The sequence below is a fragment of the Dielma fastidiosa genome (assembly GCF_000313565.1).
GTDB classification, from domain to species: Bacteria; Bacillota_I; Bacilli_A; order Erysipelotrichales; family Erysipelotrichaceae; genus Dielma; species Dielma fastidiosa.
The window spans coordinates 428967-446838 of sequence record NZ_HE578924.1 but is presented as its reverse complement, the minus strand read 5'-3'; the positions used below and the strand labels follow the sequence as shown (position 1 = coordinate 446838).

The 17872-nt window shown below is 34.8% G+C and carries 15 protein-coding genes; 12 read left to right on the top strand and 3 right to left on the bottom strand.

The features are described 5' to 3' along the window. The first annotated feature begins 1 nt into the window (after position 1). From DAHG_RS05635 to DAHG_RS05615, 5 genes are all read left to right on the top strand, one after another. Entirely contained in the window at positions 2–382 is a 381-nt protein-coding gene (locus DAHG_RS05635; protein ID WP_022937362.1) for a GntR family transcriptional regulator, read from the top strand. Next, positions 369–1259, top strand: a complete 891-nt coding sequence (locus DAHG_RS05630; protein WP_022937361.1) for an ABC transporter ATP-binding protein — start codon at positions 369–371, stop codon at positions 1257–1259. Before DAHG_RS05635 ends, DAHG_RS05630 begins: the two co-directional genes overlap by 14 nt. Beyond that, positions 1252–2688 (top strand): ABC transporter permease, encoded by a 1437-nt coding sequence (locus DAHG_RS05625; protein WP_022937360.1) that lies wholly within the window; start codon positions 1252–1254, stop codon positions 2686–2688. The genes DAHG_RS05630 and DAHG_RS05625 overlap by 8 nt, the downstream gene beginning before the upstream one ends. Further along, positions 2660–3118, top strand: a complete 459-nt coding sequence (locus tag DAHG_RS18900; RefSeq protein WP_022937359.1) for a hypothetical protein — start codon at positions 2660–2662, stop codon at positions 3116–3118. The genes DAHG_RS05625 and DAHG_RS18900 overlap by 29 nt, the downstream gene beginning before the upstream one ends. Positions 3119–3214: 96 nt before the next feature. Then, positions 3215–4282 carry an ATP-grasp domain-containing protein gene (locus tag DAHG_RS05615; RefSeq protein WP_022937358.1) on the top strand — a complete coding sequence of 356 codons (1068 nt, stop codon included), beginning with the start codon at positions 3215–3217 and terminating at the stop codon, positions 4280–4282. Here DAHG_RS05615 and DAHG_RS05610 read toward each other — a convergent pair. Beyond that, positions 4253–6586 (bottom strand): hypothetical protein, encoded by a 2334-nt coding sequence (locus DAHG_RS05610; RefSeq protein WP_022937357.1) that lies wholly within the window; start codon positions 6584–6586, stop codon positions 4253–4255. The two genes, DAHG_RS05615 and DAHG_RS05610, sit on opposite strands and share 30 nt — an antisense overlap. Positions 6587–6757: 171 nt before the next feature. Between DAHG_RS05610 and DAHG_RS05605 the strand changes: the two genes are divergently transcribed. Beyond that, positions 6758–7687 (top strand): tyrosine-type recombinase/integrase, encoded by a 930-nt coding sequence (locus DAHG_RS05605; RefSeq protein ID WP_022937356.1) that lies wholly within the window; start codon positions 6758–6760, stop codon positions 7685–7687. Between the two features lie 153 nt (positions 7688–7840). On the opposite strand, the gene DAHG_RS05600 is transcribed toward DAHG_RS05605, so the two are convergent. Beyond that, positions 7841–10468, bottom strand: coding sequence for a hybrid sensor histidine kinase/response regulator (locus DAHG_RS05600; RefSeq protein ID WP_022937355.1), 2628 nt, complete (start codon positions 10466–10468; stop codon positions 7841–7843). 299 nt (positions 10469–10767) lie between these two features. Between DAHG_RS05600 and DAHG_RS05595 the strand changes: the two genes are divergently transcribed. Together DAHG_RS05595 and DAHG_RS05590 are read left to right on the top strand one after the other, a co-directional pair. Beyond that, positions 10768–11526 carry an SWIM zinc finger family protein gene (locus DAHG_RS05595; protein ID WP_022937354.1) on the top strand — a complete coding sequence of 253 codons (759 nt, stop codon included), beginning with the start codon at positions 10768–10770 and terminating at the stop codon, positions 11524–11526. 139 nt (positions 11527–11665) lie between these two features. Further along, positions 11666–13576 (top strand): BglG family transcription antiterminator, encoded by a 1911-nt coding sequence (locus tag DAHG_RS05590; protein ID WP_022937353.1) that lies wholly within the window; start codon positions 11666–11668, stop codon positions 13574–13576. 58 nt (positions 13577–13634) lie between these two features. Here DAHG_RS05590 and DAHG_RS05585 read toward each other — a convergent pair whose 3' ends face one another. Continuing rightward, positions 13635–14183, bottom strand: a complete 549-nt coding sequence (locus tag DAHG_RS05585) for a hypothetical protein (protein WP_022937352.1) — start codon at positions 14181–14183, stop codon at positions 13635–13637. Positions 14184–14420: 237 nt separating this feature from the next. On the opposite strand from DAHG_RS05585, the gene DAHG_RS05580 reads away from it, so the two are divergent. Genes DAHG_RS05580 through DAHG_RS05565 form a run of 4 tightly spaced genes read left to right on the top strand, consistent with a single transcriptional unit; the run spans position 14421 to position 17870 of the window. Beyond that, a complete protein-coding gene (locus DAHG_RS05580) occupies positions 14421–14756 on the top strand; it encodes a PTS lactose/cellobiose transporter subunit IIA (RefSeq protein WP_022937351.1) in 336 nt (111 codons plus the stop codon). Continuing rightward, on the top strand, positions 14753–15058 hold the full coding sequence (locus DAHG_RS05575; RefSeq protein ID WP_022937350.1) for a PTS sugar transporter subunit IIB: 306 nt from the start codon (positions 14753–14755) through the stop codon (positions 15056–15058). Before DAHG_RS05580 ends, DAHG_RS05575 begins: the two co-directional genes overlap by 4 nt. Then, positions 15058–16350: a PTS sugar transporter subunit IIC gene (locus DAHG_RS05570; RefSeq protein WP_022937349.1), complete on the top strand. Its 1293-nt coding sequence runs from the start codon at positions 15058–15060 to the stop codon at positions 16348–16350. The genes DAHG_RS05575 and DAHG_RS05570 overlap by 1 nt, the downstream gene beginning before the upstream one ends. A 44-nt stretch (positions 16351–16394) precedes the next feature. Further along, a complete protein-coding gene (locus DAHG_RS05565; RefSeq protein ID WP_022937348.1) occupies positions 16395–17870 on the top strand; it encodes a glycoside hydrolase family 1 protein in 1476 nt (491 codons plus the stop codon). Positions 17871–17872 lie beyond the last annotated feature (2 nt).

Genomic DNA, 17872 nt, shown 5'->3' with positions numbered 1-17872 from the left:
CATGTTCATGTTGAATCCGCAGGATAAAGCGCCGATCTTTGCTCAGTTAAAAAAACAAATCATTGAGTTTATTGGGCTTGGTATCCTGAATCCAAATGATCAGCTTCCGTCAGTACGTTCACTGGCTAATGAACTGGGCATCAATCCCAATACAGTTGCGAAAGCTTATCAGGAATTGGAACTGCAAGGCTATGTTTACACCGTTGCAGGAAAAGGATGTTTTGTCAGTCAAGTGAATATCGAAGCTGACATTCAGGGAAATAAAATTAAAGAATTTAAGCAAGTCGTTATGGATTGCCATAAATTCAATATTGAGAAAGAACTTTTAATATCAAGTATAGAATCAATCTATGAAGGGGGTATGAAGCATGCTGAAAATTGAAAATGTAACTAAAAAGCTCGGTACCCAGGTGGTTCTTGATAACTGCAGCTTGGAAATAAAAGATGGTTCAGTGTTTGGTTTGATCGGTCCCAATGGTGCTGGTAAATCAACGCTGCTGAGATGTATTGCGGATATTTATAAGTGTGACAGCGGTACAATCACTGTGGATGGTGAATCAATCGTTGAAAATGAATATCAAAAACAGAATCTATTGCTGATGTCGGATGATCCTTATTATCACTACAATGCGACACTGGCCCAGATGGTTGAGTTTTATAAAGTATTTTATCCTCAATTTGATGATGAAATTTATCGGAAATATCTTAATATATTCAAACTAAATGAAAATAAAGTCATGAATAACTTTTCAAAAGGAATGAAGCGTCAGGCATTTATATTAATCGCATTGGCAATCTCACCAAAGCTGCTGCTGTTAGATGAAAGCTTTGACGGTTTAGATCCGATGATGCGGCTGTTATTCAAAAGGGCAATCAGCGAATGCATCGAGAAAAAGAACATGACAATCATAATCTCTTCGCATAACCTTCGTGAGCTTGAAGATATCTGTGATTCATTTGGTATTCTTGATGATCATAAGATAACAACCTCAGGTATGTTGGACGAAACAAAAGAAAACATTCATAAGATTCAGCTTGCCTTCAGTATTGAAAAACAAAGATCAGATTTCAGTGATCTGGATATTCTTCATTATTCTCAGACATCAAGAGTTATTACTATGGTTGTTAAGGGAGATTTGAATAAAATTGAGGGAATTATCAACGCTCAGCAGCCGCTGATGATGGATGTATTGAATGTTAATCTTGAAGAAATCTTTATTTATGAAATGGAAAAGAAGGGGGTATTTGAAAATGTATAAAACAGTTACTAATTATTACCTTTCAATCCTAAAAAGACAGAAAAAATTATTATTCTTGTACACCGTAATCGGTTTTGTGGCATTTCCGATGGTTGCTTTAATCAGTACCAATTATGACGGCGGCCGAGGTATTTATGAGTATAGTATATTGATGTATGCAATCTTTATGGGTGCCTGTGCATTGATTATGCCAATTGTGATTAATAAATTCATGCTCAATAAACGAAGTGTGGATACTTATTTTTCACTGCCAATCAGCCGAAAGCATTTATTTGATGTCCATTTCTTTGCAGGCTTAACATGTATCTATGTGCCTTTGTTATTGAACTACCTAATTGGCATATTGCTTTTAACCTTTAGATATGGATTCTATTCATTTACTTTGCATAGCTTATTAGGTTTATTCGGGATTATCATTATTACCATGGCAATTTATTCAATCAATACATTGATTGTCACAAAGGCTAATAACATGATTGATTCAGCAATCTTGATTGCCGCTTATGTCGTTCTGCCTTTCATGCTGTATGTCTGCTCGATGTCCTTTGTAAATCAATTTACGGTAGGTTTTACAGACAGCATGTTTGATTTTGGCATCATGCTTAATTTCTTATCACCGTTTACGATTTTAAATGATTTTGTTTCTTCTTTTAATGATTTCATCCGCACATATACTACTGCCTTAGAATATAATTTGCTGTGGATCGCCTATGAAGCTTTAATTATTGTTGGTTTTTATTTCTGGGCGGTGAATGTATTTAAAAAACGCAAGGGTGAGGACAGTGAGCAGGTTTCTAATGATTTCTTCACATATCCATTGGTTGTTAACTTATCCAGCGTGCTGCTTCTGTCGATGTATATTATAGATATAACAGATATTATTCTTACGATTACGATTGTGGTGATTACCTTTATTCTTTATCTGATTATGCATTTTATATCAAGAAGATCAATGAAAGTCACGCCGCAATTAATTATTAAATATTTCGTGATTTTAGCGGCATTTAATGTTTTTGCTTTTGCAGCCAAGGAAACATATTTCTTCGGTATTAATCTTCAGACACCTAATGTTGATCAATTTACGAAGTTGGAAGTCAGTTATTACGATTATGATAATGATTGGAATGGCAAAGATAATGAATATGAAGCTGTCATATTGCTTAGTAATATGAATAAAGATGAAGAAAAGTTTGTAAATGATATTTTGGATCTGCAAAAAGTTGCTGCTGAGGAAAAAAAGAATCATATCGGTAATTCTTATTATTACGTAGAAGATTCAATTTATCTCAGAGTTGCATTCAAAGTGAATGATGATGATTATGATCATTATTATCGATTCAATCTGCCTAGAGAAGATTATGGCGATTTGCTGGAAAGTAAATGCTTCAAGGTGATGAATTATGGTTACGACACGGAAATTGTTGATTAAAGGATTAGCAGTTCTTTTATTAGTCAGCGGCTGCAGTAAGCATGATGAAATCTGGACAGTAAATGCGTCGCAGCTGTCACACGCTTTAAGTGAATTAAATCAAACTGAAGAGAATGTTGAAGAATTGATCCCTTTTGAATGGGATGAAGCATACAGTTTTACACCTTATCTTCAAAAGGAGTTCATCTATGATATTATTGGTTATAAATGGGATAATATCAAGGAATCTACTAGTGAGGATATGATACAGGTAGTGTTTATGTATCAGGGAAAGGTTGTTTGCCATATTTTTGGCAGAGTTGAAAAGTTAGGCTTTGTGATTGATTTTGGTGATTATAATGGCAATGATTATGTTAAAATTACCAAAGATGAGAGCGCTAGACTTCACTTTGAATGTGAAGGGGATAAAAAAATATTACGTTATAATTGATCATAGGGAAGAGTTATAAAAGATTCTGTCAGGTTTGGCAGAATCTTTTTTTGCCTCAATGAAGGATAATATATGATTATCCTGTGGGGAGGATTTATGATAACAAAGGAAAAAATATTAAAAATGTATACATATGCATTAACAAACTCACCAATCATAGATAAAAATATGTGTCTAGCATTTGTATATAATAACCCTGATTCAATACACGATACACTGCATATATCGGAATGCGTTATGCCTTCAGAAAGAGATATGATTATTAATTCATTTGAAAGCGTTTGTAAAGTCGTTAAACCATTCGCAAGTGAGTTAGAATTTATTAAAAACATACCTATGTTGAAGCATGATTTTAAGGAAGTATTTGTATACAGCATGGCTCAAGATGTAACCGGTGTTGGTAGAAGGTGTCTTATTCCATTACTATGTGATTATCTAGACTTTCGTAATATTAATGCTGACTTTCAATCCTGCTATCTAGGCGGTAATAAAAAAGCCATGTATGAAATACTCAGTCAAAATAAAAATTTGCATTTCCCTTTTACCATCTTTGTTTCTTCAATCGAAGAAATTACGATGACAGTTAATCATTTAAATGAAGGAAAATATCTTGTTAAACCTAATGATGAATCAGCAGGAATTGGTATCAAACTAATAAATATTTCTAGCGAAACTCGAAATAGCGTAATTAATTTGCTGCAAGACTACATAAAAAAATATACTATATTTTGCATACAGGAATTCCTGTGTGGTGATGAAGTTGAAGTTCCATTATTATATTTCAATCATGATTATTTTTGCCCAGGTTCTTGTTTGATATTAAAAGATCCTGATACATTATTTCTTGATTATAATACTGTAGCGCTTGAAAGATATCATTTTTCAAACTATAGTAGCCATTTGAACGATCAAATACAAGAACAAAGTATCGCTGTAGCAAATACTCTGAAATTTAAAGGGATTTCGCGAATAGATTTTATAATATCAAATAATAAACCATATATTATAGATATTGGACCTAATCCAACTATATCGACGCACAGTTCAACCAATTATCTTTTTAAAAATGCATTTTTTAATAATGAAGAATCTATATACATTCTGCTTTTGCTAAGCTTTCTATCACAGATAGATTCATTCAAACCATCGCTCAATGCAACCTAAAATAATAGGATGGCTATAGAATAACATAGATTTGTCAGGATAATTGGTAATGCTCCAATTATATAAAGAATTATCCAGTTCTGGATAAGTCATGTTTTTATCAAAATTAGTTGCTAAGAAATCATTTCTTTTATTTATGAAGCTTTTATAGCCAATAAGGAGTTTCGGTACAGTAATAGCATTTTTTATTTTTTCAAATCTAGCAAGATCATGCTGCAAGAATGCTTCTGTCAGTAAATTAATTTGATAAAAGAAGATATGATAATTATCAGCAGATTTTACAATACTCTGTTCTAGTTGACTATTCTTTTTCTTTTCTAAAACAATACATAGAGCTAAATAATTATTTTTAACAATAATAGCATCACTATTATCAACTTTTTTTATTATTTTTAGTAGACGTGTATAACCGGTTAAAGTCTTATATGCATCAAATTTACCATTAAAATATTGAGCCAATAAAAGGTTATTGTCTGCAGAAATTGTATTTATTACATCAGTGCGTAAATCATTATTTGAAAGAATTTCAACTGCCTCTCTATATCTAGCATTTAAACACAAAGAGACACCATAATTGATCCCTGATAGTGCTTGTTCTATTGGCTTTTGTTTTGAATTAAAAGCTTTCTGTGTCATCATAAGAGCTTGTTTAGGATCAGATGGATAAACCGCATTTCCCATTCTCATAAACTTCACATACTGCCCTGAAGTGACTTCTGCTGGCTCAATAGTGTTTAATAGTGTTACTAAGCGTTGAACAACTGTAGTTATAGTGCTATTGTTTTCTATTGCTGTTGTAAATGAAATATAATCAAGGACATATTTGTATATACGGGTATCCACAGAAGCGAAATCTACAATTTTATTTATATATTTTAGATAAGTTTCTTCAACAGCCTCAAGTTCAGCAAAGTCAGAATGTATTTCATATAATACTCTTGCTGGATAACTGATCGCCGCTGCTTTTGCGAAATTATTTAAACCACTTCCGTCAATATGGCTGAGCAATTTTAGACAATCTTCTCTATAATTCATAAGATTTTGCGGTTCTTCTGAATAAGCATCGTGTAGGCGTAGTATTATTTCAAAGTCATTGGATTTTTTTATATAACTTCTAATTGCATTAAGTTTATAACCTGGCATTGTCATATCTTCCTGATAAAATGCGATCAAATAATTAGATAATATCTCATTTTCGTCAGAAAGAAGCACGCCTGACAATAAAGCGATATCTGCATAATTCTTTGGGTAAGTTTTTTGTAAATAATTATAGATATTTGTATATAAATTTGCTTCAAAGATATACGAAGAGTCTTGAAAATACTGTCTGATTTTTTCCTCAAGAAACAAATATTTTTGAATATGCTTTTCTTTACAGATTATATTCGTTTTCATTGCATCATCCAGCCCACAATTCAGAGGATTTTTTTCTAAATTAACAGCTTCTGAAATATCATTAATTGTAAAAGATTCGAACAAGAAACTACAAAGTGTTATAAACCGTTTTAGATCGTCACTATTTTGAGGTTTTGAATTCTCTATCATTTCACGAATTATCTGTGTCATGACTGCTTCGTAAGAATCTTCTGTTTTTTCTCCGTTTAGAATTTGATTTACTTTGTCAATGTAATCAATGCCTATTGAATTCAAAACTACACGGGATACATGTGTTAAAGAATATATTTTCTTATCATGAAGAATCTGCGTATAATTATTTAAATCAAACTTATACACAATACCCTTATTTGCAATAGTTATATCTGTGACATTATCAATAGGTTCTATTATCAAAATGGCAGTTTGCGATAGGTATTTCTCTTCAATGAGGCGAATAACAAAACTTAAATACAATTTTTCCTCAAGGGAGAGCTGTTCAATATTGGGTATAAGGACTAAATTTCTTAATTTGTGATATTTTTTTGCGGGTTTTGGTAGAAAATTGAGAGTCTTTCGCAAATGCCGAAAATCACTTTGCGTAACTTGATATTGTGAGAAATCAGTTACCAAAGTTATTAAAGAAATATAAGTACCAATACTTGGTATCAGTCCAGCGAGATTAAAAATAAAATTGGTATAAAAGTATCGTTTACTTTGTATTGAATTAGTAGCATAGTCAATTCGTTTATTATATAAATCCGAGAATTTAATAACTTTATATTTATTGACTAGAAATCTAGTTTCAATGTCTAGGGGTTTTCTAAATGCATTTGAAAATTTTATTTTGAATATTCTTTGATCTTTATTATCTAAATCATTTAAAAGTTTTTTTATTTGCTGTATATAATCAGTTTCATCAAAATCCATATTCCCCCTCCTAAGTATTATGCCAGATAATCATATATTATCCTGTATATATACCCCATGTTTTTACTAATTATATCATTTTCTGTATTCATACGACATATTAATTGTTAATAATAAACCTTAATTTACAAGGTAATCACCATCGCTTAATATATTGCTTGGAGGTGCTATATGAAAATCACAATAACTCAGGCACATATTACAGCATATCTTAAAGAATGCAGAATAAAAAAGCATTTAAATGCTCACACCTTAAAAGCCTATTCGATAGATATGAAGCAGTTTTTAATATATTTAGAAACGATTAGCTATCAAATTGATAAATCCTCTTTAGAAAATTATATTGAAGGATTGCATGAGAAATATCCGAAACCAAAAACGGTGAAGCGTAAGATAGCAACATTGGTTGCTTTCTTTAATTATCTGGTTTTTAATGATATCATTGACAACAATCCGATGAATAAGATAAACACTAAATTCAAAGAACCAAAATTATTGCCAAGAATTGTCGATACCACTGATCTTAAACGTTTATTTAAACAGCTTTACATAGATTTAGAAGAAAGCAAAACAAATTATCAGCTGAAACAAGCAGCACGAAATACGGCACTTCTTGAATTATTATTTTCTACTGGCATTCGTGTTTCTGAATTATGCAATTTACGAATAAACAATGTCAATTTGAAAGAAGGATATGTTAGAATTTATGGAAAAGGAGCAAAAGAAAGAATTCTTCAAATTGGCAATCAGCAAGTTATGGATTCATTAAATTTATATCGTAAACTATTTGCTGAAGAATTAAATACTTCTCTATACTTCTTTATTAATAAACTCGGGAATAGATTATCTGAGCAATCCGTAAGATTGGTAATTAATCGTTATGAACATCAATTAAAAATTAATCAGCATTTAACACCCCACATGTTTAGACATACATTTGCCACCATGCTGTTAGAAGAAGATGTAGATATTCGTTATATTCAACAAATCCTGGGGCATAGTTCAATAACAACTACGCAAATTTACACTCATGTCAGCTCATGTAAACAGAAAGAAATTCTGATCAATAAAAATCCTCGTAATACGTTACAAGACGAATGATACTCTTACATGTAGATCTATTCGTTCATTAGATATTACATGGATAAGCTGTATTATAATAAAGATTGAATGATTAGAATTAATGAAAATTATTATTTAATTCAAAATACAAATTTAAAAAGCTCCGGTTGGAGCTTTTAGATCTTACTTTTATTATCGCTGTCTGCACAATCTGTTTAATACCTCGCATAGCTGCTTAATATCAATGGGTTTGCCGATATGGGCATTCATTCCGGCAGCCATAACGGTGGCGACATCTTCAGCAAAGGCATTAGCGGTAGTTGCTATGATAGGTATAAATTCAGCATCAGGGCGGCCGCATGCACGGATATGTTTTGTAGCCTCACATCCATTCATAATCGGCATTTGGACATCCATTAAAATCGCATCATAATAATAAGGCTCCATCTGCATAAATTTTTCGACAGCTTCCTTACCATTTGGCACCCCTTCAACATCGGCACCATTCATGCTCAGTAAGGTTGTGGCAATTTCCATATTCAATTCATTATCTTCAGCCAATAATAAACGCTTGCCTTTTAAAGAATTTTGTTCAGTATCTGCTTTGGCGGTACTTCTGCCAAATGCTCCATGTGTGACATTTACAAGAACATTATATATCGAAGACTGAAACATCGGCTTGGCTATAAATGCATTAACACCTATTGAGCGTGCTTCTTCTTCAATGTCTGACCAATCGTAGGCGGATATGATAATAATAGGTGTATCAGGACCAATTTTCTCGCGTATCTGCCGTACTGTTTCTAAACCATCCATCTCCGGCATTTTCCAGTCAATAAAACAGATGTCAAAGCTGTTTCCATTATTCTGTGCCAGTACCACGCTTTCGACAGCTTCTTTACCGCTGAGCACCCATTCAGCATTGATTTTCATTTTCTTAAGCAATAAAACAGTATGCTCGCAAATATCACGCTCATCATCAACTACCAGCACTTTCAGCGATTCTAAGACATATTCCTGTAATGGCTGTAAATCAACATTACTTTGTTCAAACGGTAATTCAACCGTGAAGGCAGTGCCTTCATTGGGTGTACTCTTAACCTTAATATGACCGCCCATCAAGGAGACTAAATTTTGCGTTATTGACATACCAAGCCCAGTACCGCCATATTTGCCTGCAATTGAAGCATTAGCCTGTTCAAAAGGGGTGTAAAGATTCTTTAAACCTTGTTCATCCATGCCGATCCCAGTATCTGATACAATAAAGCGCAGCCACACTTTTTTGCCGCGCAGTGGCAGCTGACTGACTTCTAAGCTGACTTTCCCGCCGCTTTGAGTGAATTTTATAGCATTAGAAGTTAAATTAAATAAAATCTGATTCAGCCGCATAGGGTCACCTAGGTAAGTTGTATGATCTGTAAAGCCCGACGTTTTTTCAGTGAATTCAAGCCCCTTATTGGCTGCCTGCGGATAAATGACAGAAACAAAGTTATTTAAAAATTGATAAAGTTCAAACGGTTCAGTATTAATTTTCATATGATTGCTTTCAATACGGGACATATCCAGAACATCATTAATCAGCATCAACAGATGTTTGGAAGCATAACTGATTTTTGCCAGGCAATCTTCAACGCGGCCGCGGTCTTCAATCGAAGCTGCAGCTATTGTTGTCATACCAATAATTGCATTCATAGGTGTACGAATTTCATGACTCATGCGTGAAAGGAAGTCTTTCTTTGCATTATTAGCCTTTTGCGCACTGATCAGCGCATCCATAAGCGCTTGGTTAGCACGTTTTTCCTCGGTATGATCAGTAAGTGTCATAATGTATTTTGCATTCTCATCTTCACCCACCTGATAACAACGAAGCTGCAGCCAGCGTGGTTCAATTTTTTGTGGATTATAAAACTCAATTGCACTGTCCCATGAACCGTCGTTCTTCATTGACATCGTATTTCTTAATTCTTCAGCCGTTTCTTTGCTCATGTAATTATATATCAATGAGCGGTCAGCCAGCAGCTGGTCAGCTTGAATGCCGATGACTTTCTCTGTATTGCTTGATACAAAATCACAATCCTCTCTTTCCTTAGAAAAGATTAGAAATGATTCATCGATTGTTTCAGCCAGTACTTCAAATTGATTGTTTTTCTGATAGAGGCGCTGACTCATTTTTCTGATCAATGACTGAAAGTAAAATAAACCAACTGCCGTAGCGGCAATTATAATACATGACCAGATTACTGTCATCTTATTGATTTGATTCGCGGAAGTGAAAATACTTTGCTGCGTACTGCGGACATAGGTTAATATTCGGGTCGCATCAGCTTCAAAGGTGTCATAGAGCGGATAAAGATAAGTTTTTTCATATTCAGCTATTTCATTTGTTGATGAACTGGTAAGCTTAGAGAATGCTAAAAATTGATGATGAGCATTTTTGAGCTCTTCATAAGTATCGCTTAAAGCCCGGATATCTTCATCCGGGCCTAAGTATAATTCAGCTATTTCATTAAGCAGCTTTTCCATATCGATATAAATATCTTCCAAGGCTTCGCTTACAAGAACGATATCATCAGGCTGATTATATGACTGCAGACGTTCGGTGCGAATCCGCATTAATGCGAGATCAGTTTTAACATCACTGATATCACCGTTTACGGTAAAAGGGTGCTCAGTCAGCAATGTTATTTGAGATGCCAAACTGTTTGTGCTGAAGAGTGTTACAACTAGAAATAATAGTAACAAAGCAAGTAAAGAGATTGTTCCTGCAAGAGTAACCTTATTAATCGTTGTATTATTCTGTTTTATTTCAACCTTTTTCATATTTCCTCCGGCCCTTAATAGAAAGGTCCAACCTTGGTCTTTTATTTATGAGAATATCATTTGTAAGCAGAAATAGGCGTTACGAGAATTAAATGATAAATATACGCATATCAACTATAGCAAAGTAATATGGAAAGAACAATATCCAAAGAGCTAAAACATATGTAATTTATATGAATTAATACAGAAAAAACTATTTTAGGAAATTATATTTGTTAATTTATTTAATTAGGTCATATCCTTACATAAATAGTGTGATATTTGGTACTATACTGTAAGCATAAAAAGGAGGATATTATATGGATTGGCAAAAATATTTTACATTAAAAACGTTAGACCGCGGCCTGGCATATTATGAGAATGGGAATGTCTTAGAACTCATGCAGACATCACATGGCTATGAAGCTGTTGTTCAAAGTGACAGCGGCAATGAGTATGAGGTTAATATTGAAATTGAGAATGATGAGCTTATCATGAATTGTGATTGTATTTATGGTCAGGAGATGGGTTATTGTAAGCACATGGCAGCGGTCTTATATGCTGTGGAAGAAGGTGCTGAAATAATCCAGCAGCATGATTTAAGTAAACTGATTAATCGTTTATCAACACAAAAGCTAAGAGAAATACTGCTTTCTGTTGCAGATCAGCGGGCTGTAAAATATAAGCTGCAGCTCTTGGCCGAAAATGATCCGCAAACTGTTTTAAAACAGCGGTTAAATCAAATCATCAGAAAGTATTCTGCAGCTATTGATGAATTGGAGAGCAGAGATTATTACAATTTCAGTGAGGAAGTCTTGGCTTTATTGGAACAAGATATATATGAAATTGATGACAGTCAGTGGGAATGCAAAGCTGAATGTGTGCGTTATGTATTAGATGCAATGCATCGATTGAATCTTGATGAAGAGCTGGATGATATGTGGATGATTTTTAATACATGCTATGAAATGCTGGGAGCAATTCTGATGAAGGATGAAAGCAGGCTTGGTTGGATGAAAAAGAAGCTGAATCCCACATACTATCATGAAATGCTGGAAACGATCGAATTGGGTGTATAAGTTTAGAAATATTATTTTGCTGAGGAAAAATGGTAATGTAAATTTAACGATAATAAAAGCTTCTGCTTCGTAAAGTATTTGAAAACGCTTTGATTACCTGTTATGATTAACTAAAGGTAACTGAAGGTGTGGTGGATATATGTTAACGAATAGACAGCGGCAGATTATGAAATATCTCAATGAAGAAGATTATACAACTGCTTCATATATTGCCGGCAGAATTAATGTGTCAGATAGGACAATCCGTTCAGAAATGAAAATTCTTGCGGAGGAGTTATATAAAGAGGGAATCGAATTAGTTTCGAAGCCTAAGTATGGTTATCAGCTTCATGTTTTGAATCGTGAACAATATAATGCGCTGGTGGCAGAAGATGATGCTGAAGAAGCTGTACAGCCGGTAACACCTCAGCAGCGTGTTCAATTCATCCTTGAATATTTGCTTGCGCATGATGATTATGTGAAAATTGAAGAGCTTTGTGATTTGCTTTATACGAGTCAAAGCACTATTTCTCAAGATTTGAAAACTGTTCGTGAGATATTGGAAAAGAATAATTTAAAATTGATTCAGCGTCCTTATTATGGAATGAAAATCGAGGGCAGTGAGTTTGACTTGCGGCTTTGTATCTCTAACTATCTATCCAATATATTTGAGAGTGAAGATGGCGAAGCCGTGCTTCAGCGCAGTCAGCTGCAAAAAATTTCTGAAATCCTTGAACTCTTGTTTGAGGAAGAGAATTATCATATGTCAGATTTTGCTTTTAATAATCTGGCGACGCATATTTACATCGCTGTACAGCGAATTAAAACAGGCAATTATGTGCCGATGGAAGTGGAACAGCTGGAAGAGATTGAGACGCATAAAACAATCTATGAATTGGCTTTACGCATTGTTAATGTTATTGAAAAAGAATTCTCAATTACAGTTCCTAAAAGTGAATGCGGTTATATTATGATTCATCTGTTAGGCAAGCGTATGATTAAATCTGCTGAGGAAGCTAACCTGGTTGTCGATGAAGAAATGTTTGAAACAGTAAATGAAATGCTTAAGGTAGCGGATGAAGAGATGAATTTAGAGCTAAGTCAGGATCTGAATTTAAGACTTGTCCTCGCTTTGCATTTGATTCCGTTAAAAAGCAGGCTGCAGTATGATCTAAATATGCGCAACCCGCTGCTGAAGGAGATTAAGACGCATTATATGCTGGCCTTCATGATTGCGACTACGGCCTGTGTGCCTTTAAAGGAATTGTATCACAAGGAAATCAGTGAAGATGAAATTGGCTATATCGCCCTGCATATCAATCTGGCATTAGAGCGTAAGCGTGAAACCATTGACCGCAAGAATATTGTAATGGTATGCAGTACAGGCCGGGGTACCGCTGAGCTATTGGAGTATCAATACCGAGATAAGTTTGGGAAATATATTAACAAGCTGATTACCTGTGATGTGATGAATATTGAAAAGATTGATTTTACTGATATCGATTTTGTGATTAGTACCGTACCAATTCAGGCAAAGCTGCCAGTACCGATTATCCGTGTTCAGTATTTCATGGAAACGCGGGATGAAAACAAGGTTAAGCGGCTATTGAGTATTTCATCAAAAAATTCAATTGAACGATTTTTTGATCCTAACCTCTTTTTTGTCAATGTCCCTGCGAAAAGTAAGGATGAAGTCATTGACTATATGACCATGCGGATTCGTAACTACCGTAAGGTTCCGCGCAATTTTAAAGAGTTAGTTTTGCTTCGTGAAAAGAAAGCAGTGACGGAATTCGGCAATCTGATTGCGATTCCTCATCCATACCGTGTTTGTACTGATGAAACCTTTGTTTGTGTAGCATTGCTGAAACGGCCGATTCTTTGGGATAAACAGAAAGTACAGTTGGTTTTCTTACTGTCTATTGAAAAAAATAAGAATCGCGATCTTCAAAAATTCTATACCTTAACAAGTAAAATGCTTACCAGTAAGGATTATGTTAAATTATTGCTGCATGAAAAGCGGTACTCAACAATGATGAGGATATTTAAAACAATTGAAGATGAATTATAATACATAATTGAAAAAGATATTTGTCTGAATTTACATGTTCAAGCAAATATCTTTTATTTTAGGCAAAATCAATTAACTCTTTTCGGCATTTTCTGATGTTGAAAAACAAATAAATATAATCGATCACATCGATAAAAAAGATTACTTGTAAAATCACATGCAGGATAGTCTTTTTAAGTGAGAAGATACCGTTTCGATAGTGAACATAGATGCAGGCAATTGAATAGCTTGAGGTAATGACTAACAAGAAGCACAGCAAAGTTGTCACTATGGCGTAAATTAAAGGCAGTAGGAATATCATGCCGGGGAAGATCATCATAATCGTGCCAGCACCGATACCAATCAGCGTGGTATAAGCATAGACAGGCAGTACAGCGATTTTCAGCAACAAGGCAAGATTATTTAATTCATCTTGCTGTTTAGGAGTCTGGAGTATCTCCTTGATGCTTTTAAATAATGCAATCATGCAGAGAATACCTAAAACTGCAGCAGCTATCAGGGTAATATTTAAAAGCGTACTAACTGAATCAGGTATATCAGAAATTAAAATTGGTACTAATATTGTCGTATAAATACAGATTAAAAATGCAATTACATATTTTTTCATATACGTTTCCCCATTTCATAGACATTGTTAGTTACATAATACCATAGATTACAAGCCGTAATTATTTTAAATATAGCATTTGAGGGCATTATTTCATCCTAATTCATAATTTCCGCATACAATAATTCATTTCCGCATTGGTTAACGGAAAAAACATCTATGGAATGAAACGGCACTCTCCTTTATTATGTAGTTGTAACAAATGACTGCAGACATTTGAAAGCAAGGAGGAATCGCATGGATACGTATGAAACAGCATTCACTTTGATTTTAAACGCTGGCAACTCAAAATCAAAATCATTGATGGCTATTGAGGAAGCTCGTGATTTCAATTTTGATGAAGCTGTTAGTTTGATCAAAGAAGCTAGAGAGGACTTAAAGTCAGCTCATCAGACACAGACGGAATTGATCCAGGGTGAAGCCAGAGGAGAAAAAAGTGAACTAAGTTTAATACTGGTTCATGCTCAGGATCATCTCACAACAGCCATGATTATGATTGATCAGGCAGAGGAATTTTTAAATATTTATCGTTTACTTTCAAAAGTAATTAAAAAGGAGGATTTAGAAGGATGAGAATTATGTTAGCCTGCTGTGCGGGAATGTCAACAAGTTTAGTAGTATCAAAAATGCAGGATGAAGCTGCAAAACAGGGTAAAGATTATAAGATTTGGGCTGTTGAACAGGGGCAGATCGAAGATGAATTAGGTAACTTTGATGTATTGTTATTAGGACCACAAGTACGTCATATTCAGCGTAAGGTATCTAAAATCGTAGGTGATGCTGCGCCAATCGCAGTAATTGATGCTGTTGCTTATGGCCGCTGCGACGGTGCTGCTGTACTGAAACAGGCAGAAGCGTTAGTGGAGGGGAAATAATGGCTAAATTTTCAGAAAAATTTGAAGATGGCTTGATGCTAGTTGCCGAAAAAGTTGATGATAATAAATATCTAGGTGCTATTAAAAATGCTTTCACAACATTCATGCCATTCATTATTGTCGGTTCATTCGCTACATTATTTAATACATTATTGTGTTCAACCACAACAGGCTTAGCAGCATTTATTCCATCACTGGCAAGTCTGAGTCCGGCTTTTACCGCCATTAACTTTGCAACCTTATCAATCATGGCATTGCCAATCGTATTCTTGATTGGTGTAGAAATGGCCAGAAAGAATAAAGTTCCTGAATATATCTGCGCGATTGCATGTTTAGCTGGTTACATTTGTGTTGTACCGCAGACAGTATCCGTTGTTGTTGAAGGTGCTACCGCAGCCGCTGCTGGTCTGCCTGGTGCCGCTATCGGTGCGCAGGGTTTATTCATCGGTATGATTGTCGCAATCTTGGTATCTGAGTTATTCAGCGCATTAATGAAAATAGAAAAAATTAAAATCAAAATGCCAGCTTCAGTACCTCATGCTATTGCACAGAGCTTCAATACTCTAGTACCAATTTTAATTACCTTAGTAGTTACATCAGTAATCGGTACTGTATTCCATCTTATGACTGGTTCATATTTGAATAACTGGATTTATGAAGTTGTTCAAGCACCGCTTGAAGCTGTATTCCAAAGTCCGGTAGGCGCGATTGCATTATTTACAATCGCTCAAGTATTCTGGTTCCTTGGTGTACATGGCAATATGATTATTACACCAATTCGTAATCCACTTATCGCTAGTGCTATTGCAGCTAATATTGCAGCTGCAAGTGCAGGGCAGATTCCAAATCAGCCAATCACTTATGGTTCTTTAGTTTCCTTTATCGTTGTCGGTGGTGCAGGATTAGTATTATCCTTAGTAATTTCACTGTTAATTTTCTCTAAGCGCGATGATGAACGTGCGGTTGCTAAATTAGGCTTTGTACCAGCTTTATTCGGTATTTCTGAGCCGGTAGTATTCGGTTTGCCATTAGTATTAAATGTTACGTATGCAATTCCATTCATTCTGAATGGCGGTATCGCAACCGGTTTACTTTTATTCTTCACAAATATTGGTTTCCTGCCATGTAATATTGTCGACGTGCCATTTGGTTTCCCAGTTATCGTCAGTGCATTTGTTGGTCATGGCTGGCAGGGAGTTGTCGTTCAGCTGATTATTATAGCTGTGGGTGCCCTTGTTTATACACCATTTGTTTTAATGTCTAACAAGCAGGCTAAAAAAGAACTTAATTAATAAGCAGGGGGCAGTTATCTGCCCCTTTAGTTAAAGGAGGATTTATGACTATACAATTTCCAAAAGGTTTTTTATGGGGCGGCGCAATAGCTGCTAATCAATGTGAAGGTGCTTGGAACCTGGATGGTAAGGGCATGAGTGTTGCTGATGTGGCGTCTTATAAACCTCATGTTGATGTTAAAGATTATAAGAGTCAATGGCATACAGGACCTGAAGATATTAAAATAGCGATGGAAACGCAGGATGACACATATTATCCTAAAAGACGAGGTATTGATTTTTATCATCATTATAAAGAAGATATTGCATTATTTGGCGAAATGGGTTTTAAAACACTGCGTGTATCGATTGCATGGACAAGAATTTTCCCAAATGGGGATGAAGCAGAACCTAATGAAGCTGGGTTAGCTTATTATGAAGATTTATTTAAAACATTGCGTGCTCACAATATTGAACCATTAGTTACCTTATCTCATTATGAAATGCCGCTTTATTTAGTTAATGAATTTGATGGCTGGGTTTCAAGAGAAGTTGTAGACATGTTTGTGAAATTCGCCAAAGTATGTTTTGATCGTTACAAAGATTTAGTAAAATACTGGCTGACATTCAATGAAATTGATTCAGTTTTCCGCCATCCTTTCACAACTGTCGGCGTTGTTGAGGAAAAATATGAAAATAAAGATAAAGCTGAAGAAGCAATTTATCAAGCGCTTCATCATCAGTTTGTTGCCAGTGCTTTAGCTGTGAAATATGGACATGAAATTATCCCTGGTTCGCAAATTGGCTGCATGGTAACAAAGACATTGACTTATCCTGAAACTTGTAATCCAGAAGATATCTATCTGGCTCAAAAGGATAATCGAATGAATTTCTTCTATACTGATGTTCAAGTATTAGGTGAATATCCTTTATTCATTAAACAATATTTCAAAAAACGTAATTTTGATATAAAAATGATTGAAGGCGATGCGGAAATCCTGAAACTGCATACAGTTGATTTTATTTCTTTCAGCTATTATATGAGCATGGTACAAAGCATTCATGCCGCACAGCGTGAGAAGGTCGGCGGTAATTTAGTAACAGGTGTAAAAAATCCTTATCTGCCTACATCAGAATGGGGATGGCAGGTAGATCCAGTTGGTTTAAGAATTTCACTCATCGACCTCTATGATCGTTACCATAAGCCATTATGGATTGTAGAAAATGGTATCGGAGCTTATGATAAAGTTGAAGAGGATGGCAGTATCCAAGATGATTACCGGATCGAATATTTCAGAAATCATTTTATCGAAATCGCGAAAGCAATCGATGAAGGTGTAGAGTGTATGGGATATACATCATGGGCATGTATTGATATTGTAAGTGCTTCAACTTCCCAGATGAGCAAACGCTATGGTTTTATCTATGTTGATGCTGATGATTTAGGCAACGGTACTTATGAGCGTAAGAAAAAGAAGAGTTTTGATTGGTATAAAAAAGTAATTGAGACAAATGGTGATTATTTAAACGAGGAGGCGTAAAA

Excerpts from the sequence above, each read along its gene's own strand:
- DAHG_RS05635 (WP_022937362.1), top strand. The coding sequence starts at position 2 with ATGTTCATGTTGAATCCGCAGGATAAAGCGCCGATCTTTGCTCAGTTA.
- DAHG_RS05630 (WP_022937361.1), top strand. The coding sequence starts at position 369 with ATGCTGAAAATTGAAAATGTAACTAAAAAGCTCGGTACCCAGGTGGTT.
- DAHG_RS05625 (WP_022937360.1), top strand. The coding sequence starts at position 1,252 with ATGTATAAAACAGTTACTAATTATTACCTTTCAATCCTAAAAAGACAG.
- DAHG_RS18900 (WP_022937359.1), top strand. The coding sequence starts at position 2,660 with ATGGTTACGACACGGAAATTGTTGATTAAAGGATTAGCAGTTCTTTTA.
- DAHG_RS05615 (WP_022937358.1), top strand. The coding sequence starts at position 3,215 with ATGATAACAAAGGAAAAAATATTAAAAATGTATACATATGCATTAACA.
- DAHG_RS05610 (WP_022937357.1), bottom strand. The coding sequence starts at position 6,586 with ATGGATTTTGATGAAACTGATTATATACAGCAAATAAAAAAACTTTTA.
- DAHG_RS05605 (WP_022937356.1), top strand. The coding sequence starts at position 6,758 with ATGAAAATCACAATAACTCAGGCACATATTACAGCATATCTTAAAGAA.
- DAHG_RS05600 (WP_022937355.1), bottom strand. The coding sequence starts at position 10,468 with ATGAAAAAGGTTGAAATAAAACAGAATAATACAACGATTAATAAGGTT.
- DAHG_RS05595 (WP_022937354.1), top strand. The coding sequence starts at position 10,768 with ATGGATTGGCAAAAATATTTTACATTAAAAACGTTAGACCGCGGCCTG.
- DAHG_RS05590 (WP_022937353.1), top strand. The coding sequence starts at position 11,666 with ATGTTAACGAATAGACAGCGGCAGATTATGAAATATCTCAATGAAGAA.
- DAHG_RS05585 (WP_022937352.1), bottom strand. The coding sequence starts at position 14,183 with ATGAAAAAATATGTAATTGCATTTTTAATCTGTATTTATACGACAATA.
- DAHG_RS05580 (WP_022937351.1), top strand. The coding sequence starts at position 14,421 with ATGGATACGTATGAAACAGCATTCACTTTGATTTTAAACGCTGGCAAC.
- DAHG_RS05575 (WP_022937350.1), top strand. The coding sequence starts at position 14,753 with ATGAGAATTATGTTAGCCTGCTGTGCGGGAATGTCAACAAGTTTAGTA.
- DAHG_RS05570 (WP_022937349.1), top strand. The coding sequence starts at position 15,058 with ATGGCTAAATTTTCAGAAAAATTTGAAGATGGCTTGATGCTAGTTGCC.
- DAHG_RS05565 (WP_022937348.1), top strand. The coding sequence starts at position 16,395 with ATGACTATACAATTTCCAAAAGGTTTTTTATGGGGCGGCGCAATAGCT.